This is a genomic window from Cupriavidus basilensis OR16 (assembly GCF_000243095.1).
In the GTDB taxonomy this organism is placed as follows: domain Bacteria; phylum Pseudomonadota; class Gammaproteobacteria; order Burkholderiales; family Burkholderiaceae; genus Cupriavidus; species Cupriavidus basilensis_D.
The window spans coordinates 55,053-76,445 of sequence record NZ_AHJE01000108.1; the positions used below are offsets into that span (position 1 = coordinate 55,053).

At 67.2% G+C, this 21,393-nt stretch carries 24 protein-coding genes and 2 pseudogenes; 7 read left to right on the forward strand and 19 right to left on the reverse strand.

Going from position 1 to position 21,393, the window contains the following annotated elements:
• Positions 1-11: 11 nt before the first annotated feature.
• Positions 12-938, reverse strand: coding sequence for a LysR family transcriptional regulator (locus OR16_RS32445; protein ID WP_006162972.1), 927 nt, complete (start codon positions 936-938; stop codon positions 12-14).
• 125 nt (positions 939-1,063) lie between these two features.
• On the opposite strand from OR16_RS32445, the gene OR16_RS32450 reads away from it, so the two are divergent.
• A complete protein-coding gene (locus OR16_RS32450) occupies positions 1,064-2,074 on the forward strand; it encodes a cyclase family protein (protein WP_006162974.1) in 1,011 nt (336 codons plus the stop codon).
• 85 nt (positions 2,075-2,159) lie between these two features.
• Positions 2,160-2,702 (forward strand): peptide-methionine (S)-S-oxide reductase MsrA, encoded by a 543-nt coding sequence (gene msrA, locus OR16_RS32455; RefSeq protein ID WP_006162976.1) that lies wholly within the window; start codon positions 2,160-2,162, stop codon positions 2,700-2,702.
• Between the two features lie 16 nt (positions 2,703-2,718).
• Here the strand turns inward: msrA and OR16_RS32460 are convergent, their stop codons facing one another.
• The 6 genes and pseudogenes from OR16_RS32460 to OR16_RS32480 all read right to left on the reverse strand — a co-directional run bounded on the left by OR16_RS32460 (position 2,719) and on the right by OR16_RS32480 (position 9,747).
• Positions 2,719-3,804, reverse strand: coding sequence for a DUF72 domain-containing protein (locus tag OR16_RS32460; RefSeq protein ID WP_006162978.1), 1,086 nt, complete (start codon positions 3,802-3,804; stop codon positions 2,719-2,721).
• Between the two features lie 8 nt (positions 3,805-3,812).
• A pseudogene (locus tag OR16_RS32465) lies at positions 3,813-5,019 on the reverse strand (class I SAM-dependent methyltransferase).
• A gap of 173 nt (positions 5,020-5,192) precedes the next feature.
• Positions 5,193-5,831, reverse strand: a complete 639-nt coding sequence (gene pdxH, locus OR16_RS32470) for a pyridoxamine 5'-phosphate oxidase (protein WP_006162981.1) — start codon at positions 5,829-5,831, stop codon at positions 5,193-5,195.
• Between the two features lie 139 nt (positions 5,832-5,970).
• Positions 5,971-6,561 (reverse strand): MFS transporter, encoded by a 591-nt coding sequence (locus OR16_RS48535; protein WP_423739700.1) that lies wholly within the window; start codon positions 6,559-6,561, stop codon positions 5,971-5,973.
• Positions 6,545-7,189 carry an MFS transporter gene (locus OR16_RS48540; RefSeq protein WP_423739701.1) on the reverse strand — a complete coding sequence of 215 codons (645 nt, stop codon included), beginning with the start codon at positions 7,187-7,189 and terminating at the stop codon, positions 6,545-6,547. The genes OR16_RS48535 and OR16_RS48540 overlap by 17 nt, the downstream gene beginning before the upstream one ends.
• Before the next feature lie 293 nt (positions 7,190-7,482).
• Positions 7,483-9,747, reverse strand: a complete 2,265-nt coding sequence (locus tag OR16_RS32480) for an AsmA family protein (protein WP_006162983.1) — start codon at positions 9,745-9,747, stop codon at positions 7,483-7,485.
• Positions 9,748-9,934: 187 nt separating this feature from the next.
• Here OR16_RS32480 and tcdA point away from each other — a divergent pair, with 187 nt between their 5' ends.
• Positions 9,935-10,828 (forward strand): tRNA cyclic N6-threonylcarbamoyladenosine(37) synthase TcdA, encoded by an 894-nt coding sequence (tcdA, locus tag OR16_RS32485; protein WP_006162984.1) that lies wholly within the window; start codon positions 9,935-9,937, stop codon positions 10,826-10,828.
• Between the two features lie 15 nt (positions 10,829-10,843).
• On the opposite strand, the gene OR16_RS32490 is transcribed toward tcdA, so the two are convergent.
• A complete protein-coding gene (locus OR16_RS32490) occupies positions 10,844-11,422 on the reverse strand; it encodes an AAA family ATPase (protein ID WP_006162986.1) in 579 nt (192 codons plus the stop codon).
• Positions 11,423-11,579: 157 nt separating this feature from the next.
• Between OR16_RS32490 and OR16_RS32495 the strand changes: the two genes are divergently transcribed.
• Positions 11,580-12,020: a bacteriohemerythrin gene (locus OR16_RS32495; protein ID WP_043422040.1), complete on the forward strand. Its 441-nt coding sequence runs from the start codon at positions 11,580-11,582 to the stop codon at positions 12,018-12,020.
• Here the strand turns inward: OR16_RS32495 and OR16_RS32500 are convergent.
• Positions 12,017-12,403: a cupin domain-containing protein gene (locus OR16_RS32500; RefSeq protein WP_006162990.1), complete on the reverse strand. Its 387-nt coding sequence runs from the start codon at positions 12,401-12,403 to the stop codon at positions 12,017-12,019. The genes OR16_RS32495 and OR16_RS32500 overlap by 4 nt on opposite strands.
• Positions 12,404-12,469: 66 nt before the next feature.
• The gene (trxA, locus tag OR16_RS32505) at positions 12,470-13,315 is read right to left on the reverse strand and encodes a thioredoxin (protein ID WP_006162991.1); all 846 of its coding nucleotides are present in this window, start codon (positions 13,313-13,315) and stop codon (positions 12,470-12,472) included.
• Positions 13,316-13,596: 281 nt separating this feature from the next.
• On the opposite strand from trxA, the gene OR16_RS32510 reads away from it, so the two are divergent.
• Positions 13,597-15,315: a long-chain fatty acid--CoA ligase gene (locus OR16_RS32510; protein WP_006162992.1), complete on the forward strand. Its 1,719-nt coding sequence runs from the start codon at positions 13,597-13,599 to the stop codon at positions 15,313-15,315.
• A 47-nt stretch (positions 15,316-15,362) separates the two neighbouring features.
• Here the strand turns inward: OR16_RS32510 and OR16_RS32515 are convergent, their stop codons facing one another.
• Both OR16_RS32515 and OR16_RS32520 read right to left on the reverse strand, forming a co-directional pair.
• Positions 15,363-16,166: an ankyrin repeat domain-containing protein gene (locus OR16_RS32515; protein WP_081488941.1), complete on the reverse strand. Its 804-nt coding sequence runs from the start codon at positions 16,164-16,166 to the stop codon at positions 15,363-15,365.
• Between the two features lie 16 nt (positions 16,167-16,182).
• On the reverse strand, positions 16,183-16,887 hold the full coding sequence (locus tag OR16_RS32520) for a gamma-glutamylcyclotransferase (protein WP_043422025.1): 705 nt from the start codon (positions 16,885-16,887) through the stop codon (positions 16,183-16,185).
• Positions 16,888-17,012: 125 nt separating this feature from the next.
• Here OR16_RS32520 and OR16_RS32525 point away from each other — a divergent pair, with 125 nt between their 5' ends.
• Both OR16_RS32525 and OR16_RS32530 read left to right on the forward strand, forming a co-directional pair.
• Positions 17,013-17,903: a DUF1223 domain-containing protein gene (locus OR16_RS32525; protein WP_006162997.1), complete on the forward strand. Its 891-nt coding sequence runs from the start codon at positions 17,013-17,015 to the stop codon at positions 17,901-17,903.
• A gap of 107 nt (positions 17,904-18,010) precedes the next feature.
• Positions 18,011-18,331, forward strand: coding sequence for a hypothetical protein (locus tag OR16_RS32530; RefSeq protein ID WP_006162998.1), 321 nt, complete (start codon positions 18,011-18,013; stop codon positions 18,329-18,331).
• Positions 18,332-18,452: 121 nt separating this feature from the next.
• Here OR16_RS32530 and OR16_RS32535 read toward each other — a convergent pair whose 3' ends face one another.
• From OR16_RS32535 to OR16_RS48545, 7 genes and pseudogenes are all read right to left on the reverse strand, one after another.
• Entirely contained in the window at positions 18,453-18,800 is a 348-nt protein-coding gene (locus OR16_RS32535; protein ID WP_006162999.1) for an FKBP-type peptidyl-prolyl cis-trans isomerase, read from the reverse strand.
• 96 nt (positions 18,801-18,896) lie between these two features.
• Complete coding sequence (locus tag OR16_RS32540; RefSeq protein ID WP_006163001.1) at positions 18,897-19,445, reverse strand: YaeQ family protein; 549 nt, start codon at positions 19,443-19,445, stop codon at positions 18,897-18,899.
• A gap of 96 nt (positions 19,446-19,541) precedes the next feature.
• Positions 19,542-19,733 (reverse strand): hypothetical protein, encoded by a 192-nt coding sequence (locus OR16_RS40170; protein ID WP_006163003.1) that lies wholly within the window; start codon positions 19,731-19,733, stop codon positions 19,542-19,544.
• Between the two features lie 29 nt (positions 19,734-19,762).
• Entirely contained in the window at positions 19,763-20,245 is a 483-nt protein-coding gene (locus OR16_RS32545; RefSeq protein ID WP_006163005.1) for an alpha/beta fold hydrolase, read from the reverse strand.
• Positions 20,246-20,263: 18 nt separating this feature from the next.
• Complete coding sequence (locus tag OR16_RS32550; protein ID WP_006163006.1) at positions 20,264-20,575, reverse strand: hypothetical protein; 312 nt, start codon at positions 20,573-20,575, stop codon at positions 20,264-20,266.
• A 130-nt stretch (positions 20,576-20,705) separates the two neighbouring features.
• Complete coding sequence (locus OR16_RS32555; RefSeq protein ID WP_006163008.1) at positions 20,706-21,308, reverse strand: YceI family protein; 603 nt, start codon at positions 21,306-21,308, stop codon at positions 20,706-20,708.
• A gap of 11 nt (positions 21,309-21,319) precedes the next feature.
• Positions 21,320-21,393, reverse strand: a pseudogene (locus OR16_RS48545) (MAPEG family protein); the annotation flags it as partial.

Genomic DNA, 21,393 nt, shown 5'->3' on the forward strand with positions numbered 1-21,393 from the left:
GCGTCGTTGAGCTAGCGTCCGTCCGGCGCAGCTTGCGCCGCGGCGTCCCGCGGGCCTTGCAAAGCCTCGGCCAGGAATGCCACGAACGCGCCCACCTTGCGTTGCAGGTGCCGGTGGCTGGCGTAGAGCGCATAGATGCTCCGGCTGGCCAGCGCGTGTTCGGGCAGCACCCTGACCAGCTCGCCACGCGCAAGCAAGGGCAGCGCAATGAACGAGGGCAGCGCGCCGATACCCAGCCCGGCCAGCAGCATATCGCTGAGCAGCAGGCTGTTGTTGGCCGAGAAGCGCGCCGGCATGTCAATGCTGGTTGTGCCTTGCGGCCCTTCCAGATGCCAGCTGCCGGGATAGTCGGCCAACTGGTAGGCCAGGCAGTCGTGGCCGCGCAGGTCCTCCACGGTGCGCGGCGTGCCGCGCGCCGCCAGGTAGGCGGGGGCTGCGCAGATGGTTTGCTCCACCTCGCCCAGCCGCCGCGCGATGAGGGACGAATCCGTCAATGCCGAGCGGATGCGCAGCGAGACGTCGAAGCCCTCCGAAACCACGTCCAGCAAGCGGTCGTCCAGCGTCAGCTCGACCTGTACTTGCGGATAGCGCGCCATGAACGTCACCAGCAGGGGCGAGAGCACCTTGAGCCCGAACGACAGCGGCGCGTTCACGCGCAGGCGCCCGCTGATCTCGTCCGTGCCAGCGGCCGTGGCCCGCTCCAGCGCATCCAGCTCGTCGAGCAGCCTGCAGCACTCGGCAAAGTAGGCGCGGCCGGTTTCCGACAGGCGCATGCGGCGCGTGGTGCGCTGGATCAGCAGCGCGCCCAGACGCGCCTCAAGCTGGCGCACCTGCTTGCTGACCGCGGCGGTCGACTGCCCGAGATCGGCGGCGGCCTGGCTGAAGCTATCGCGTTCCACCACGCGCCGGAAGGTGCGCATCGCCGCGAGCAGATCCATATATTTTCCAGCTGGTTGAATATGTTTGTCTGAATTGGCAGATTATCTACTATTAGATCCCTAATAGGATGGTGACATGCGTTCCACGTTGCTGTGGAAACCGCCAATCCTGTCAGGAGTCCCCCATGTCCTTCCGCCTTACCCCTGCCGCCGGCGCCACGCGCCGCCTGGCCGCTTTTTCCCTGCCGCTGCTGTTCGCGCTACTGAGCGGTACCGCCGGCGCGGCGCCCCAGGTGGGCGTCAGCCCCTGGGGCCCCAAGGACGAGATCGGCCGCCTCAACCTGATCACCCCGGCCTCGCGCGCGGCCATCATGGCGCGCGTTTCCGGCACGCAGGCCTACGACCTCGCGGTCGACTACTTCATCGGCATGCCTAGCTGGCAGGCCGCCGGCGATCCGCCCTATCAGATGTGGATGACCCATACCCCGCATGGCAACCTGGTGGCCGACTCCATGCAGGTGGGCGAGGCGATGAACCGGCATGTCAGCTACAGCGGCTCGGCGGTTTCCATGTACGCGCACATGGGCACGCATATCGATGCGCTGAACCACTTCGGTCTGAACGGCAAGATCTGGAACGGCTATTCCGCGGCCGAGCAGTTGGGCGATCGCGGCTGGAAAGTCACCGGCGCGGAGAAGCTGCCCCCGATCGTCGCCCGCGGTGTGCTGATCGATGTGGCTGCGGCCAAGGGGCTGGACATGCTGCCCGACAACTATCGCGTGACGCGCAAGGACTTGCGCGAGGCGCTGGACAAGCAGGGCGTGGCGCTGCAGCAGGGCGACGTGGTGCTGATCCGCACCGGGCGCATGCAGCAGTATGAAAACGCCCAGGCCTACATGGCCAATCCGCCGGGCCTGGGCCTGGACGCGGCCAGGTTCCTGGTCGAGGAGGGCGGCGCGATGGTGGTGGGCGCCGATAACCTGAGCTTCGAGACGTTCCCGGCGGAGGTGCCCGACAACTACATCCCGGTCCACACCTACCTGCTGGCGCAGCAGGGCACACCAATCATCGAACTGGTGAACCTGGAAGCCTTGTCCCGGGACCGCGTCTACCAGTTCGCCTTTATCGGCGCCTCATTGAAGTTCCGTGGGGCCGATGCCGCGCCGATCCGGCCGGTCGCCTTGCCGATTCGCTAGGCGCAGGGCGCCCACTGCAGTCTCCGGCGGCGTGACGGGTGCCGAACGAGTATGCTACCTATTGTCATGGGCCGGGGAGATCAAGATGGACAACGAGCATGAGATTGCCACGCTGGGTGGTGGTTGCTTTTGGTGCCTGGAAGCGGTGTACCAGCAAGTCAAGGGCGTACGGGCCGTGGAGTCGGGCTATACCGGCGGCCACGTGAACCATCCGACTTACGAACAGGTGTGTGGCGGCGACACCGGGCACGCCGAAGTGGTGCGCGTGACGTTCGATCCCACAGTGATCAAGTTCCGCGAGATCCTGGAGATCTTCTTTGCCATCCACGATCCCACCACCCTCAACCGGCAGGGCAACGATGTCGGCACGCAGTACCGCTCGGTGATCTTCACCAACACGGAGCCGCAGCGTGCCATGGCCGAGTACGTGATGCGCGAGGTGTCGGAGCACAAGCTCTACGATGCGCCGCTGGTGACCCAGGTCGAGCCCACGCAACCGTACTGGCGCGCGGAAGAAGGCCATCAGAATTATTTCCAGAACCACCCGAACCAGGGCTACTGCTCGTTCGTGATTTCACCCAAGCTGGCCAAGTTCCGGCAGAAATTCGCGCATCACCTGAATCGCTGATGCGCCGGGCCTGCGCTCAGCTGGCTTCCAGCCGCTCGGCGATGGCCTCGGCCAGCCGTACACAAGTCAACGGCGCCGAGCCTTCGGCCTTGTTGCTGACGATCACATAGGCCGGCTGGCCCGCGCGCAGTGTGCGTACCACCTGCTCGGCGATCACCGCACGGGTATGGGGGTCTTCGTCGATCAGCCGGTCAAACGGTGCGTAGCGGGATTCGGCCTGCTCGTAGGCAAAGCCCGCATGCAGCATCCATCGCAGCACCAGCGGTCCTGGTGCGCCCTCGTCCATGAGGGCCTGTGCCGGCAGTTGCCGTTCGGCCGGCGGCATGCGCTCGCGCGCCGACAGGCAGAAGCGCACGCCGCGCGCGCGCAGCAGCTTGATGAAGCGCGGCGTGAGCAAGGCGGCGTCGCGCAGTTCCACCGCGTAGCGGGCATCGGGCGTGGCGGCGGCGTCGAGCGGTGGCAGGGCGCCGAGGAAGGCGTCGAGCCGCGACAGGAAGCCGGCGCTGTCGCCGGCCATCGCGCCTAGCGGGGAAAGCTGGAACAGCAGCGGCCCGCACTTGGCGCCAAGGCCCGCGGTGGCCGGCGCGATGAAATCGCGCGCGGCGATCTCGGCATCGAGGAAGCTGGCGTTGGCCAGCCGGCCGGCGCCTTCGGAGGTGCGCAGCCACGGATCGCAAACGCTGGCGGGCGCCTTGACCAAGAAGCGGAAGTGCGCGGGTACCTGGGCCGCGTAGGCAACGTAGTCGGCAAGCGGGATCGGCGCGTAGAACCCGCGATCGATGCCGGCGGCGGCCAGCAAGGGATGCTGCGAGTAGGCGGCCAGGCCCTTGCGCGAAAGCAGGCTGTCCGTGTACTCGCCTTGATAGACCAAGCCGTTCCAGCCGTTGTAAGACCATGACGACGTGCCGAGACGCAGCCCGGCCGGCAGGCGTTGCGCCAGTGCCAGCAGGGCGGGGTCCGGGGGCGGCGCCAGCACGCTCTTGCCGCGGGACGGCTTGGTGCCGGCGGCATCGGTCGGGGTGACTGCGGCATTGGGTGCGGGATTGGCGGCAGCGGCCACCCCTGGCAACTCCAGCAGGCCGCCGAACAGATCTTCAGTCAAGCCGGTTTTCAGTCAAGCGCTTTGTCGTAGATGTAGCGGCGCGACCAGGGCAAGCTCTGCGACGAGAGGCCGGCCTTGTGGCAAACCACCTGGTAGATCGACATCTGGTCGGTATCGAAGGCATGGCCGCAGCCTGCCAGGTAGACGCGCCAGATGCGGTATTTCTTCTCGCCCACCATGGCGCGGATGGTATCACCCTGGGCTTCGAAGTTGTCCGCCCAATGCTGCAGCGTGCGCCGGTAGTGGCCGCGCATCAACTCCACATCGGTGGCCTCCAGGCCGCCGCGCTGCAGGGCGTTGAGCACCATGCCGATGTGTGGCAGCTCGCCCTGCGGAAACACATAGCGATCCATGAACTCGGAGCCGTCCATGGGTGTCGCGCCACTGTCGGGGTCCGGCGAGGTGATGCCATGGTTCATGGCGAAGCCGTCATCGGCCAGCAATTCGCGCATGCGGCCGAAATAGCCCGGCAGGTTGTCCTTGCCGACGTGCTCGAACATGCCGACGCTGGTGATGCGGTCGAAGGCGCCTGCCGTATCGCGGTAATCCTGCAAGCGGATCTCGATGCGCTCGGACAGGCCCGCCTGCCTGACGCGTTCCGTCGCCAGGTCGAACTGGTTCTGCGACAGCGTGATGCCGACGCAGCGCGCGCCGAACTTCTGCGCCGCGCGAATCACCAGCGCGCCCCAGCCGCAGCCGATATCGAGCAAGGTCTGTCCGGGCTGGAGCCGGATCTTGGTCAGGATGTGATCGATCTTCTTGCGCTGGGCGGTGGCAAGGTCTTCATCGCCATGCTCGAAGTAGGCGCAGGAGTACACCATGCCCGGGTCCAGCCAGAGCCGGTAGAACTCGTTGGAGACGTCGTAGTGATACTGGATCGAGGCCTTGTCCGCCGCCTTGGTGTGGGCGAAATGCTGGGCCACGCGTGCCAGTGCGCCGCCGGCCTGCGCGCTGGCGGCGGCCGAAAAGCGGTAAGCCACGGCGATGATGTCGCTGAGCTTGCCATCCAGGTCGATCGTTGTCCAGGCTAGGCGTGAGCAGCAGCGGCAGGGCGCCCACCTCGCGTACGGTCAGGGTGACCGCGGGATGGTCGAAACGGCCGAGCGGATACTCGTTGCCGTTCCATAGCCGCAGCCTCACGGGGAGGTTGGCCCGGTCACGCAGATCGGCGATCCAGTGGTCCAGTTGCTTGTCCAGTGCTTGCTTGAAAAACATGCGGCCTCCCTCCTGATGGTTGCGGCACACTCCTCGAACTACAGCACAGGGCAGGCGGGGCCTGCTCCTGGTGGCCCGCCTGCCTGCGCAAGCGACCCTGACTTACTTTACGACAATTCCTAATTTTGTGCAGTGCGCGACCTTGGCGGCCGACGGCGCCGCGCTCAGGGCAATCACGGCGACAGACGCACGATTTGCCAGCTACCGTCGGGCGCCAGGCGGTAGGCGATCCGGTCGTGCAGGCGCGACGGGCGTCCCTGCCAGTACTCGATGCGGGTCGGCACCAGCCGGTACCCGCCCCAGTGCGCCGGGCGCGGCGGGTTATCGCCGAACTTGGCGCGGAAATCCGCTTCGCGCTGCTCCAGCACCGTGCGGTCCGCTACTTCGCGGCTCTGCTCCGAGGCCCATGCCCCGAGGCGCGAGCCGAGCGGACGCGACGCGTAGTAAGCATCGCTCTCGCTATCGGTAACCTTTTCAACGCGTCCCTCCACGCGCACCTGGCGCTCTAGCTGCACCCAGTGGAACAGCAGCGCCGCGCGTGGGTTGGCGGCAAGGTCCAGGCCTTTGCGGCTTTCGTAGTTGGTGAAGAACGTAAAGCCCTGGGCGTCCATGCCCTTGAGGAGCACGATGCGTGCCGAGGGTTGGCCGTCGGCGTCGACGGTGGCCAGCGTCATGGCATTGGGTTCCGGGAGCTTGGCGTGGATGGCTTCATCGAACCAGCGCTGGAACTGGCTGATGGGATCGGGCGCCACGTCGGATTCGGACAGCGATCCGAGTACGTAGGTACGGCGGAGGTCGGCGAGTTGGGTCATGTCAGATCAGGTATCGAGTCAGCAGGCCGCGCGCGGGGCAAGCATGCACGGCGCCGGCGGCCTGTCTGATTTGAGTATAGCGAAAGCGCAGCAGACCGCATTTGCGCGCGCGCAACTCAAATGCAACGCAGCCGCGGCCTCAGGCCGGTGGCAGCTTGCGGGCCCGGCCGTGCGAGTAGTAGCCGGCCACTCCCATCGCCCCTGCCATCGACAGGAAGATCGGCAGCATGCCAAGCGCCGTGCCGACCACGCCAAAAGTCAGCGGCCACACCACCTGGCTGGTATTGAGCACGGCCGAGCGCAATCCCAGGGCCTCGCCGGCGCGCCCGGTGGGCGAAGCCATGTGCAGGATGTTCATGACGTTAGGCTGGGCACTGCCGAGCGCCAGGCCCAGCAGGAAGGCCAGGCAGCACATCAGCCAGAATTCGGCCGCGAAGGGGTAGAGCAGGTAGGCTACCGCCCCGACCAGCAGTGCAACCCGAATCACCTTCCACTCCGAGAGCCGGCGCGACACCAGTGGCATGGCCACGCGGATGGCGAAGGTGGCAATGGCGAAGGCGCCCAGCACCCAGCCGATCGACGATGGCGAGAGGCCAACCCGGGTGCCCTGGATGGGAATGAGGAAAGCGTGCAAGTCCCAGGCCGCCGACAGGACCGCGCTGGCGATAAAGACCGCGCGCAGTTCCGGGTGGGCAAGCAAGCCCAATGTGGAGTCACGGGTGCCATCCACGATCGTGCCGCGCGCGGCGCGCCCGCCACGCGCCGGCAGCCGCCCGCGTACGAAGTGCAGGCCGACCAGCCCGGCGGCCGCTACCGCCACCAGTACAAAAAAAGTCGGCCGCTACCGCCACCAGTACAAAAAAAGCCGGGCGGTAGCCCGCGTGCTCGATCACATAGCCCATCATCACCGGGCCCAGCGTGCCGGAGAATGAGAAGCCCAGCGCTTGCAGCGTGTAGTTGCGCAGCCGTGTGCTATCGGTGGAGATCTGCCCGATCAGCAACTGCATGGCGACCTGCACCAGCATGAAGCCGACACCGATCAGCGCGCAGGAAAGATAGAGTGCCGCGATGCCGGGCCACACCGCCGGCAGCAGCGTGCCCGCGACCACCATCAGCGAGCCCGCGGTCATCGGCTTGCGTGGCCCGATCTCGTCGATGCGCTTGCCGGCATGGATTGCCAGCAGCATTGGCAGCAACGCATAGAGCGACATCAGGATGCCGAGCGTGACGGTCGAGGCCTTGAGGGAGAGGGCGAACAGCGAGACCACAACCCGGCTGGCATTGAAGGCTACGTGGTTGCACACCGTTAGGGCGATCAGGCAACTGATCGGCGGGACGGTGGCATGTAGCGGCGTCATGCAGGGGCGGGGGCTGGAAGGGAAATCGGGAAAAACAAGTGCGGCCGAAACCGCACCCTGACAAGGACGCCAGCTTCGAAATACATCGGCGCCGGACATCCGCTTCATGCCACGTATTGGAAACTTCGTTGTAAATGGCCGTTTAATTATGCGTTCGAATGTGGGCAATGCACAACGATACCTTGCGTTGCAATGCACCAAAGTGTTGCGAAATTGCGTCGACTGCGGATGGGGTGTCGCAAGGTGTCGCAAACAGCCAACGCCCGGCTTGCAAGCGGGCGGCGCGCCGCCGTTCAGCCGCCCTGATAGAGCGCATTGCCTGGCGCTGGCCGATCGGATGCGGCGGGGCGCGACGGTGCCGCGGGCTTGACGGGTGCCGAAGCAGCGGACGCGGCTTGCGCGTCCGGCGCGGGGCCTGACGCCAGGTTGGTCTTGCCGGTCTTTGGCTCGCGGTAAGTCTGCCCCGGCGGCGGCGCGGTCGGGCGCGTGCGAATCTGCGCCAACAGCTTGCCGCACTGGCTGTCGGGTGCAGTCGAGAGATCGATCAGGGGCAGGACTGCCGTGGCCACCGGCGCTACCAGCGCGAGTGCTACCACGCCGCCGGCGCGCAAGGCCAGCACGCCAACGTCCGGGCTGACCGAAGGCTTCTTCAGTGTGCCGCCCACATAGAGCGGCGAGCGCAGCGAGAAGATGCGCAGGCCCTTGGAATCCGGCCGCACGGTGAGCGCAAGCCGCTCGCTGCCGAAGTCGATAGCGCCGCTGGTGTCGATCTCGGCGTCCTGCGTGTCGATGACGAAGGTGCGCGCGCGCGCCACGCCATTGGTGAAGCTGAAATCGCTGACACCGCAATGGACCTGCACCGGCTTGTCGCCGAATAGCTTGGAGATCACCACGCTGCCCACGTTCAGGCCCATCGCCTCGAGCAGGAACTTGCTGATCGTGCCGTCTTCGACCAGCAGCTTGGCCTCGCCATTGGACGAGCCCAACAAGGCCGCCACCGAGTTGCCGGTGGCGCTGAGCTTGGCGCTGCCGTTGACTTCACCCACGCTGGCACGCATCGACTCGAACTTCGGGAGCAACTGCTTGAGCTGGAGGTGGCGCGCCTTCATGTCGATGGTGGCGGCGAGCGGCTCGCGCTTGCCGTTGAGCTGCAGCGACGATATCAGGTTGCCGCCGGCCACGCCAAAATTGAGCGGGTCCAGCGTGAGCACGCCATCGTCGAGCTTGAGATGGGTGACGAGGTCGGTGATAGGCAGGTCGGCGGTGCGGATGATGCGCTTGCCGGTGAACTTCACGTCGGCGTCGATGCTGTCCCAGCGCTCCGTGCGGAACGGCGCCACCGGCAGCGCCTTGTCGGCGGGCTGGCGCACCGTGCTGTCGGACGCTGCCTGCCCGGGCTTGGCGTCCGCGCCGATCAGCGGGGCCAGGTCCTCGAAGCGCAGCTGCATCGATTCCAGTTCGCCCGACAGCAGGGCGCGTGGCTGGCGCTGCGTGTAGGTGAGCGAGCCGTTCAGGTCGCTGCCGCCGACGCGGCCGGAAAACTTGTCGTAGCGGTACACGGACGCACCTTTACGCAAGGTGGCAACCAGCCGGCCGCGGGTCTCGTAGGGTGGCGTGCTTGGCAGCACGATGCCGGTCAGCGGGTACAGCTTGGCCATACTGTCGCCCGACAGTTGCAGGTGCATGTCGAGCGCGCCCAGGTGGGCGGGGTTGGTCAGCGTGCCTTCCACCACCGCGCGGGTGTTGCCTACCCGCACATCGGCTTGCAGGGGGAAGGGATCCTGAGCGTCGCGCAGGCTCAGCACTGTGCCAGCCTTGCCGGTGGCGTTGATGGTGGCCTGGTTGTAGCGCCCCGTGGCCTTCCAGCGGATGCCGTAGCGCTGGCCGGCGTTGCCGCTGCCGACGCCTGTCTGGCTTGCCGGCGCGGCCGGGGCAGGCGCGCCCGATGCCGGCGGCGCAATCAGGGCGCCGTCGCGGGTCTTTTCATAGAGGGCGGCGTCGCCGATGCTGTCCAGGCGCGCCTGCAGCTCAATTTTCATCGCCTGGTCGTTCAGCGCCAGGTCGCCGCGCACCAGCGAGATTTCGCCGATGTCGAGCTGCCATCGCGATGGCGCCTTGCCAGCGGGCGTGACGAAGGTCCAGTTATTGCGCTGGTCAGCCAGCCGCTCGAGCCAGACCGCGGGGCTGTCGACGGTGATGGAGGGGATCGAGATCTGGTGGGAGAGCAGGGGCAGCGGGCGCAGCACGAAGATCAGCTCGCGCACGGTGGCGAAGTTGGGCTCGCGGGCCCATTCGGGGTTGCCCACGGTGACGTCGCGCGCGGAAAGGCGCGGCCAGGGGACCCAGGTGTGCCAGCCGGTTTCGCCCTCGGCGTTGCGCCAGGTCAGGGTGAGATCGCCATTGACGGCAAAGGGCCGGCCGATGGCCTCGGTAACCTTCTGGTTCAGCCACGGCTTGAGGCGATTCCAGTCGAAGGTCAGGATAATCACGACAAGCGCCGCGATCAGCACCAGCGGTGTCAGTACACTCCAGAGGACGGCCTTGCGGCGCAGGGGCATGGGATCGGTTTCCTGATTGGCGGCGGCAGCCGCGAGCGCTCTGCGAGACAATGCGGCGGTCGAACCACTGCTGTGGGTATTGTATAGTTGCGCGCCCCGTTTTCCTGTCGGCGCTTAGCTGACAAGGTGCGGCAAAGCGCGCTTTTCCCCGCAGTGTCCTCCAATTCAGCCAGCTTCGAGCGTAGAAATGAGCAACCCCGTCCCCGCAGTCCCCACCCAGCCGGAACTGGAACTGGCGCAACTGCCGCTGGCCCTTACCCACGAGAGCCCGGAGGATGACGACTACCACCGGCGCTTCGGCGGCGTGGCGCGCCTGTACGGCGCGGCCGGCCTGGCGCGGCTGGAGGCGGCGAGCGTATGCGTGGTCGGCATCGGCGGGGTGGGCAGCTGGGCGGCCGAGGCGCTGGCGCGCAATGCGGTCGGCCGCGTCACATTGATCGATCTGGACCATATCGCGGTATCCAACACCAACCGCCAGATCCACGCGCTGGGCGACGCCTATGGCCGCGCCAAGGTGCAGGCCATGGCGGAGCGCATGGTGCAGATCAACCCGCGCTGCCGGGTGACCGAGGTGGACGATTTCGTGACCCCGGAAAACCTGGTCGCGCTGCTCGACGGGCACGACTACATCATCGATGCGATCGACTCGGTCAAGGTCAAGATCGCCATGCTGGGCTGGGCCCGCCGCGTGGGCCGGCGCATCATCACCTGCGGCGGCGCTGGCGGCCAGCTCGACCCGACCCGCATCCGCGTGGTCGATTTTTCCCGCACCGTGCAGGATCCGCTGCTGGCCAAGGTGCGCTCCACCCTGCGCAAGGACTGGGGCTGGCCGCGCAACCCCAAGCGCAAATTCGGCATCGACGCGGTCTTCTCCGACGAGCCGCTGCGCTATCCCGAGCCCGAGCAGCAGTCCTGCGAAATCGACGAAGCCCCTGAAGCCACGCCGACCGGGGCCGGTGCGCCGCCGGCGGGCCCGCAGGGGCTGGCCTGTGCCGGCTTCGGCTCCTCGGTGGCGGTCACGGCGGTGTTCGGGATGGTGGCGGCGTCCAGCGTGCTGGCCGCCCTCACGGCGCCGGAATGAGCAGCGCACGCCTGGCTACGCCGCAAGCGTGGCGAGCAGGGCGTCCAAAGCGGCGTCGTTCGGCGCTGTATTGTCGAAGTAGGCCAGCTCGGGGTGCTGTGCCGGCTCGGGCATGAAGCGCCGCGTGCGGTAGTCGTCCCAGTGCGCCAGCTTGTAGGCATCGTTGGGATTGCCGCGCTTGACGATGCGCGCATGTGCTTCGTCCTCCTGCAGGTGCACCCACAGGGTGCGCACGATGGTGCCGGCGGGCACGCGCAACCATGCGGGATCGTGCAGCAGGTGGCCGCGCACCTCGCGCGACAGCGGGCCCACCACGATCACGCTGATGCCCAGGGCGAGGTTTTCGCGCGCGGTATCCAGCAGGCCATCATATTCCGCATTGCGCAGGTGCTTGAGATACGTCGGGCTGTCGCGATCGTTCGGGTCGCCGGTCAGCGCGCCCATTGCCGCGGCGCTGTAGCCACCGTAGAGCGTGTCCTTGTCGAGCAGGCAGAACGGCTCGCCGGTGGCCTGCATCAGCGGGCCGATCAGGCGGTGGGCCAGGGTGGTCTTGCCGGTGCCGGCATGGCCGCAGAAGAAGAGCAGTCGGGGCATGGGAAGCCAGGGATCAGCCTGGCGCGGTGAGAGAGCCAGCCTTGAGCATACCCTGCGCGTGCCGCCATCCTTGGCGGCGCTGCGCTTTGTCCTGGATCAGGCCGAGCCGCCGCGGATTCGGTATCCTTGCAGCTTGCGCGATTTTGTCCCTTCGAATATGACCGATTCCTCTTTGCCCGGCACTGCCACGCTGGCCCCCGACCTGCTCTTGGGCGAGCCGGTCACCGATGCCACCCACGCCGAATTCGTCCAACTGCTGGACGCCGCCACGCGCGCCGACGATGCGGGCTTCCTGGCAGCCCTGGACGAGTGGATCGACCATACCCGCCATCATTTCGGCCAGGAGGAAGCGTGGATGGAGGCCATGGCCTTCGGCCCGCAGCACTGCCACCGCGGCGAGCACGAGCAGGTGCTGGCGGTGGCCGGCGCGGTGCGCGACAAGGTGGCCGAGGGCGACCTGGCGCTGGGCCGCCGGCTCTTGTCGGAGCTGCCAGGCTGGTTCGACCAGCACGTGAAGGCGATGGACGCCATGATGGTCAACCACATGCGCGAGAACGGCTTCAGCCTGATCGAGGCGCCGTCGGAGCAGGCGGCCTAGCTGGCGGCGGCAGCCCGCTCCAGCACGACAAAGTGCTTGCGCACCGGCTCGATCACCTCGAACAGGCCGGTGAAGCCGGCCGGGATCACGCAGGCGTCGCCGGGGCCAAATTCACGGGCGTTGCCCGCGTCGTCGCTGATGCGCAGGCGCCCGCTGATGACGTGGAAGAACTCCTCCTTGCCGGCCGGAAACGCAATGCGCCACGCGCCCGGCTCGCAAGCCCAGATGCCGCAATCGAAGTCGCCCTGGCTGGCGCTGTAGTGTGTCCAGGTGGTGCGCTCCGGGTTGCCGGCAACCCGCCGGTCCGGGCGCGGGCGATCGTGGCTGGGCAGCGGTTCGGGGTCGGTCTGGAAGTCGATCAGGCGGGGCGGGGAAGCAGTCACGGCGGAACAGGGCGGTTGCACGGCAGATAAAACGGCGGGCCCGGCCCGCCGCGTTTACGCGCCAGTTTAATTGAGCGCCGAGGCCAGCAGGCGGCGATAGCGCGACACCACGTCGGGCTGATCGCTCATCAGCTTGAATACCGACAGCATGGCCGTGCGGCCGATATCGTCCTCAAAGGTGCGATCGGTGCGTGCGATGGCCAGCAATTGCTCCAGCGCCGGCTCATACTGCCGGTGCGCGATCAGCGCGCGTGCCAGGTCCAGCCGGGCCTGCAGGTCGCCGGGGACGTCGGCGACACGGGCCGCCAGGGTGGCCGCGTCGGGCAGGTCGGAGGCGCCGCGCATGGCCTCGATCCGGGTGGAGAGCGCCGCATGGCCGTCCTGCGCAGCCGCGTCGGGGGAGAGCATGCCGAACTCGGCCTGGGCCTGGTCCAGTGCGTCTTCATCCAGCAGGAAGCCGATGTACTCAAGGCGAGCCGCATCGAAGCCGGGGTCGAACGCCAGCGCCGCCTGGTACGCCGACCTGGCCGCTTCGCGATTGCCCGCGGCGCAAGCGTCGCGGGCGGCACCCAGGGCCACCTTGCCCGGGTCGGGCATCACGCGGGCAATAAACTCGCGCAGCCCGGATTCCGGCAGCACGCCGGTGAACTGGTCCGCTGCCTGGCCATCGGCAAACGCCACCACGTGGGGAATGCTGCGCACACCGAAATGCGCGGCCAGCTCCTGGTTCTCATCCACGTTCACCTTGGTCAGCCGCCATTTGCCGGCCGCCTCGCCCTCAAGCTTTTCCAGCATCGGCCCCAAGGTGCGGCAAGGACCGCACCACGGCGCCCAAAAATCCACCAGCACCGGGATGTGGCGCGACGTCTCGATCACGTCGGCGTCAAAATTCTGCAGGGTTACGTCGCTCATGGCTTGGCCTCGGAGTGTGGGACGCCCACCGCGCGAAGGGCCTCGCCCGGGCAATGACGTCATGCGCTCTATCTTGGGGCCGTCCCGCCAAATGCAACCTTGGCGGCCATGCACCCATCCATGCCGGCGCAGGCAAGGGTAATCGATGGATTGAAAAAAGAACGGTCGTTCGGTTATATTGCTTGACTGATTCCCAGATTCGCCAGATTCGCCAGATTCCCAGATTCGCCTCTCGCCTCGTACGCCAAGATCAGGTCGGATAGACCGCACAGGAGACCTTTATGCAGACCCCCCAGCCCACGCGCCCGCATTTCCAGTTCTGGCCCAAGCGTGTGCCCACCGAGATCGTGCTGCCGGAGACCTCGCTCTGGTACAACCTGGTGGTCTCCGCCCAGCGCTATGCCGACAAGGCGGCCATCCGGTACTTCGGTAACGCCATCACCTTCCGGGCGCTGGAAGCCCAGGCCAGCGCCATGGCGGGCTGGCTGCAGCAAAAGGCAGGTGTGAAGAAGGGCGACCGGGTGCTGTTGTATATGCAGAACTGCCCGCAGTTCATCATCGCGTACTACGCGATCCTGCGCGCGGATGCCGTGGTCGTGCCAGTCAACCCGATGAACCGGGCCGAGGAATTCAAGCATTACATCACCGACGCGCAGGCCAGCGTGGCGATCTGCAGCGCGGACCTGGCCATGGGCGCCGAGCAGGCCAACCACGAACTGCCGGCCGAGCAGCGCCTGCAGCACCTGCTGGTCACGCAATACAGCGATGCGCTGCCGCCCAGCCATGAAAACCCCGAAGACGCCCCCGGCGCCTGGCTGACCGCGCAGCATCCGCTGCCGGCTGGCGCCACCCCGTGGTCCGAGGCGCTTGCCGCGCAACTGGTGCCGGGTCCGCATACCGCCGGCCCGGACGATATGGCGGTGATGCCCTACACCTCGGGCACTACCGGCTTTCCCAAGGGCTGCATCCACACCCACCGCTCCGTCATGCATAACGTGATCGGTGGCGGCACCTGGAGCGGCAGCGGCGCGGAATCGACGATCCTGGCGGTGCTGCCCCTGTTCCACGTGACCGGCATGCAGTACGGCATGAACGGCCCGATCTACAGCGGCGCCACCGTGGTGATGCTGCCGCGCTGGGACCGCGAAGTCGCGGGCCGGCTGATCTCGCGCTACCAGGTCACGCACTGGACCAATATCCCGACCATGGTGATCGACTTCCTGGGCAGCCCGAACCTGGATCAGTTCGACCTGTCGAGCCTGCGCTATATCGGCGGTGGCGGCGCGGCCATGCCGCAGGCGGTGGCGGAGCGTCTGAAGCAGCAGTTCGGCCTCAACTACATTGAAGGCTATGGCTTGTCCGAAACCATGGCGCCGACCCACAGCAATCCGAGCGACCGGCCCAAGCTGCAGTGCCTGGGCGTGCCCACCTTCAATACCGATGCGCGCGTGATCGATCCGGTCACGCTCAAGGAAGTGGCCGTCAACGAGGTTGGCGAGATCATCGTGCGCGGCCCCCAGGTGTTCAAGGGTTACTGGGGCAAGCCGGATGCCACGCGCGATGCCTTTATCGAGTTCGAGGGCAAGACCTTCTTCCGCACCGGCGACCTGGGCCGCATGGACGAAGAGGGCTACTACTTCATCACCGACCGGCTCAAGCGCATGATCAACGCGTCGGGCTTCAAGGTGTGGCCGGCCGAGGTGGAGAACCTGCTGTACAAGCATCCCGACGTGCAGGAAGCCTGCATCATCGGCACGCGCGACGCCTATCGCGGCGAAACCGTGAAGGCGGTGGTGGTGCTCAAGACGCATGCCAAGGGCAAGACCACGCCCGAGGAAATCATCGAGTGGGCCAAGGAAAACATGGCCGCCTACAAGTACCCGCGCGTGGTGGAGTTTGTCGACGCGCTGCCCAAGTCGGGCACGGGCAAGGTGATGTGGCGCGCGCTGCAGGAAAGCGAGAACGCGCGCAGCGCCGAGTCAAAGCCGGCGGCGGCCTGAGCGGCCTGGCCGGATAGCGTGACATCAGTGGAAACTGCGCGGGCGCATCAGTGCCCGCGCACGCGCACCAGCATCTTCACCATGGTCTTGTAGCTGCGCTCGCGAGCGTGCCGGGTCGGGGTGGTGCCATCCCGATCGGCGAGGTTTGCATCCGCGCCCGCGTCCAGCAGCAACTGCACGGTGTCTTCATAGCGCGCGCTGCCATCGCCCATGACGATGGTCTCCAGCAAGGCGGTCCAGCCCTGGCGGTTGACATGGTCGACCGCCACGCCGGCTTTCAACAACACCTTCACGACTTCGGTATTGCCATGCTCGCACGCGGCGATCAGGGCGGTGTTGTCGTAGCTGTCCGTGCTGTTGAGATCGGCCCCATGCGCCAGCGCCAGTTGCACCAGCTCGAGCTGCCCGGTGGACGCGGCCAGCAGGAAGGGGCTGTTGGATTCCATGTCCTTGCGGTTGACATCGGCGCCGGCTGCCACGAGCGCCTTGGCCACCTCGGTATGGCGGCTGTAGACCGCCACCAGCAAGGCACTGCGGCCGCGTTCGTCGGCGGCCTGGGCGGAGGCGCCCGAAGCCAGCAAACGCTTGACCAGTTCGAGGTCTCCCAGCGTAGCCGCGGCAAGCAGATTGTGGTCGAGCCCGCCAATGCCATCGCGCGCGGGAGCGGAGGAGCCGGCAGCGCCTTGCCCGTGCGAGCGCGGCGATGACTGGGCCGGGCTGTTGCCGGCAGGGCGCGCCGCCAGCGTCGATCCGCCGGGCCCGGCCAGCAGCGCGCCGCCCATCAGCAATCCGGTCAGCCCCAGCACTTCGGCAAGCACTAGTCGGCGGGGGCGGGCAGCAGGGCGTGGCATCCTGGTCGTTCCTGGGTCAGGCGGGTTCGCCGACAGCCTGTGCGGCCGTGGCATCCGTATCCTGCAGCCGGCGCCAGAGCCGGCCCAGGTAGGGATCGTCGACCCCGTTGGTGGCAAGGCCAAGCAGCGTCTGCTGCAGGTATTCGCGGGCCGGGCCATACAGGCCGCAGGCGTGGCGCAGGCGGGCCACCACGCGGTCGTCCGGCAGGCGTCCGGCATAGGCTTCGTGCCCGCGGTTCATCACGAAGGCCAGGGCGCGCCGCGGCGGGCTGCCGGCCATCTTCACGTTGAGCCAGCGCGGATGGTAGGCGCCGGTCAGCATCTCGCGCCGCCATAGCAGGCGGAACTCCTGCTCGATCATGTGGTGGGGGATGCGAAAGACGACGCCGTGGCAAGAGCCGCCGCGGTCCAGCGCGAGCACCAGGCCCGGGTCGTCCCAGGTGCCGCGGTTGATGCGCGAGTACAGGTAGAAGCCGCGGTGGTAGCCATGCACGGTGGCCAGCTGGCGGTCCGTGTGAATCACCATCGGGTTCCAGATCAACGAGCCATAGCCGAACAGCAGCACATCGCCGGCCAGCCCGGGCGTATCCGGGCGCTGGTCCAGCGTAGCGCGCAGAGAACGCTCGAAAGCGTCTTCGGGAAGCAGCGAGGAAGCCACCGGCGTGCTGCAAAGAGAAGCACGCAGCCGATCTGTTTCGAGATCTTGTCGGGTGATGGCCATGATGCAAGCATAATCCAAAGCTGTGCGGCAGGCGGCATGGAAACCACATGGCAGGCAGAAATGTCTGTAAGGTCCGGCAGGCTGTATGCGACTGACAACGGTCAGGCAGCCTTCGGAGGTCCAGCATGCACAACCATCTCGAACGATCGGCGCAGGCCGATGCCATGGCGCGCCGGGAAGCCGGGCCGCGCATTACATCCCTGAAATCCAGCAAGCCCGGGTCTTGGCCGATGCGCTGGGCACCGGCTTTGATGCTCGCCGCGCTGGCCGGACCGGTGCGCGCGGCGGCCGGTGCCGTGCCGGCCGCGTGCCTGCACGATAGTCCGCCCCAGCGGCTCGCACTGATCGAGCTCTACACCTCGGAGGGCTGCAACAGTTGTCCACCGGCCGATCACTGGCTCGGCACGCAGGCCGCCCGGCTGCCGGCCTCGCAGGCACTGGCGCTGGCGCTGCACGTCGACTACTGGGACAGTCTGGGCTGGCGCGACCGCTTCGCCAGCCCCGTGTTCACCGCTCGCCAGCGCACGCTGGCGAGCGCCGTGGGCAGCCAGACGGTATATACGCCCGAGGTGTTCGTCGGCGCGCGCGAGCAGCGCCGCTGGCACGAGGCAGGCGCGGTCGCGGCGCGCGTCGCCGAGATCAACGCGCAAGCGCCTGGTGCCTCGCTCCGGCTGGGCTGGCAGGCGCTCTCCGCCGGACAGGTGCGGGTCGCGCTGAACGTGACGCCGGCGGCCCGCTCCGGGCCACTGCAGGCCTACGCCGCGCTGGTCGAGGACGGGCTGGTGTCGTCGGTGAAGGCTGGCGAGAACCAGGGCGCCACGTTGCATCACGAGCGGGTCGTGCGGCTTTGGCTGGGCCCCTTCGCCGTGCCGGCCGAGGGGCTGGCCTGGTCGGGCAGCGTGCCGCTGCCGGCCGGGGCTGACCCGGGCAAGCTGGCCTGGGTAGCCTTCGCGCAGCAGCCCGGCGCCGAGGTCGCGCAGGCCGTGCTGGCGCCGCGTTGCGAACTGCCTGGATGACGGCGGGGGCGAGGCTGACGATCGCGGATCGATACTATCTGGCGGGGCAAGGTGGCGATATCGCCTGCGATGTCTTTACAATGTCGCATCAACCAGGAGAACAGGCTATGGCGCGCACGCTCACGGTAGTTTTCGGTACCGGCAAGGAATTTGGCTTCACCATTGGGGACGCCGAGTTGGCGGCGGTTACCGAAGACGCTGGCTGGCGCTGGTTCGACCGTGAATACGCCGAGCTCGATTGCCAGGCCTCCAGCCCGGTGGGCAAGGTGCTGGTGATCGACAAGATCCTCAGCGTGGCCAAGTTCTCCGGCGAGCCGCGTTTCTCCGGCGATGCCGCGTGGGCCCAGGACTACGCCCGCCATGCCGCCCGCCTGCTGGACCGCGACAAGGTGCGGGTCGACGTGGGCAACGCCGCGATCAGTTTCTGATCGCAGGCCGGCTGCTCCGGAATGCAAAGAGGGGTGCCCCACAGGCACCCCTCTTTTTTCGCCGTCCGCGCATGGCGCGGACGGGATGCGATTGGCCGCTGCCGCAGCGGCGGCCAGGCGATCAGACTGCCAGCAGCTCGACTTCGAACAGCAGCGTGGCGTTCGGCGGGATCACGCCGCCGGCGCCGCGCGCGCCGTAGCCCAGCTCGGCCGGGATCACCAGGCGGCGGGTGCCGCCAACCTTCATGCCTTGCACGCCTTCGTCCCAGCCGCGGATGACGTGGCCGGCGCCCAGCGGGAACACGAACGGGTCGTTGCGGTCCTTGCTCGAGTCGAACTTGCGGCCGGCTTGCTCGTTTTCGTAGAGCCAGCCGGTGTAGTGCACCGTGACATGCTTGCCTGCCGTGGCTTCGGCGCCTTCGCCGGTGACGGTGTCTTCAAATTGCAGGCCGGAGGGAGTGGTATTCATGGATGGCTTCCTTGTGCTGTATCAGCGAGGGTCACGGGTTCGGTGAGGCTGGCGGCAAACCGGCCGCACCGGGCGGATTGGTTGAACGGGTTTGGCTCAGCCCGCGGGCTGTTGCAGGACTTCGAGCGTGATGCGGACGTTGTGGTCGTCGTCGCTGACCCAGATCTCGCTATCCTGGATCGTCACCGACAGCCGCATGGCGCGCTGCGCCAGGGCGGCAAGTGCTTCCACCGCCTCGGCCGGCACATTGTAAATGGTCACGTTGCGCAGCTTGCCAGCCTTGCCGGCCATGCCCTTCCACCATTCACGCGCGCTCGCACCATTGTAGGTGAACACGGTGACGCGATCGGCGCGGGCCGCGGCGCGCTTCAGGCGCGATTCGTCGGGCTGGCCCAGCTCGATCCAGTGCGCGATGTCGCCGGTCAGGGTCTTCTCCCACAAGTCGGGCTCGTCGGGCTCGTCCAGGCCGCGGGTGAAGGTCAACGTGTCGCTGGCTTCACAGGCAAAGGCCAGCAGCCGCACCATCATGCGCGCGTCGTTTTCCGACGGGTGCTTGGCGATGGTCAGCGCGTGGCTGCCGTAATAAGGCCGATCCATGTCGGATACGGACAGTTCAGCCTTGAAGATGGTGGATTTAAGAGCCATGAAGGAAGCGGGGGCGGCAAAGGCTGCGAGAAGCGAAAGGCCGCATCATACGTGAATCGGGCGCGGCGATCTCGCGCCCGGATTTCAGGTGCCTGCTCAGGCGCCTACGGCCCGCAGCGCAATCGCGCTCAGCCTGCCGGCAAAGCCGGGCTGGTTTTGCCAGGCCTCGCCCAGCAAGTGGCCGGTATCCGGCAGGTCGATCACCTCCGCGCGCTCGGCGAGGCTGGCACGTTTGGCGAGCGTATCGGCGATGCCGGGTGGGATGACCGCATCTTCGGCGCCACGCACCAGCGTCAGGCGGCCGCGGAACCGGGCGATCAGGTCGAAGGCGAGCGACGCGCGCCAGCTGCCGGGGTGCGCAAAACGGCAGTAAAGGCCGGGCCGAAGGGGAGCTCGAACGCGGCTGGATCATAGGCGGCGCCCACCAGCGTCAGCAGCCGCCCGATGCGGTTGTGCGGATCGGCAGCCAGCCGCACGGCGATTTCCCCGCTCATGCTGATGCCGATCACGGCCCTGGGCGCGGTGCCGTCGAGCTGCGCCAGCGCCGCCCGGGCTTCGCGCAGGCGCTTGGCCAGCGAGTTAGGTGTGTGCGCCGTGCTTTCGCCGTGGCCGGAAAAATCGATGGCGACGCTGCCTACGCCCTGCGCTGCCAGCGCCTGGCGCAATGCCAGCCAGCGCGCGCGGTGGCTGGTGCCGGCGCCGTGCAGCAGCAGGCAGCTCGCGCCGTTACCGGCATCGATGCGGTCGGCGGCGAGCGTTTCGGCGCCGGCCTCGATATCAAAGCGCTGGGGCGTGCTCATGGTGGGCCTGGCGGCGTTTCAGCGAGATTTCCTGTAATCGCTCAGGTAGTAGCGCAGCAGCGCCGACGCCAGCATCAGGCATAGAAATGCGATGGCGATCACCATGGCGTGCCCGGCGGGGCTGTCGATCTGTCCAGACAGGGCCAGGCTGGCCAGCCAGCTGCCCACCGGCAGGATCATCAGGGGCACCAGCAGCGCGCGGCGGCCATAGGTGCGCAGGGCCCACGCGGGGAAATTGCGCAGGAAGGCCATCGGGATGCTGCAGATCAGGCAGGCGCCCGCGGCGGCTAGCGAGGCAGCCACCACATCCCCAACTTGAATCGTGATCATTGGTCTCGGGTTCCCTGTTCAGGCGGAGGCCGGAAAAATGCAAACCGCTGATTCTACAGAAGAATTTCGGTTTTCAGGTGTCGTTTGGCCGACATGCAGCCACGGCAGGAGCGCGTGCGTGACGCGGCTGTCACTCCAGCGCCGGGACTGCCGGCGTGGCCTCCACCGATATCGTCAGGACCACGGAATCGCCCACGTCCGGCAGGAAGCGCGTCATGCCAAAGGCGCTGCGCGACAGCACGGCGCGGAAGTCCCCGCCGCACACGTGGCGCTTGATGCCAAACAGGGAGATCCCGCCGCAGCTGAAGCGCTCGGCTTCCAGCCGCAGCGGTTGCGTGACGCCGTGCAGGGTCAGCTCGCCTTCGACTGCCACTAGCCGGTCGCCATCGCGCACGAAGCGGTTCGCGCGCAAGCGGACTACCGGAAAGTTCTGTGCGTCCAGGAACTGGGGCGAGCGCAGGATGCCGTCCAGGGTGCGGTTGCCGGAATCGACCGAGTCGGCATCGACGGTGAAATCGATCGCGCCGCTGCCGCTGGCCTCGTCAAAGCTGATACGGCCGTCGATCTTGCCAAAGCGCCCGCGCACCGTGGTCCGCTCAAAATGGCTGGCGGAGAAATACACCGCGGTATGGGTCGGGTCCACCGCGTAGTTGACGGGTTCGGCCCACGCCGCGCCGGGCAGGGCCGGCGCCAGCAGGCAGAGCGCGTAAAGGACAGCTGTCGGGTACCGCATGATGCGTGGCCTCAGTGCACGAACACTGGCAACAGGAAGATACCGATCACCGACAGGAAGCCGATGGTCCAGCACAGTGTACGCA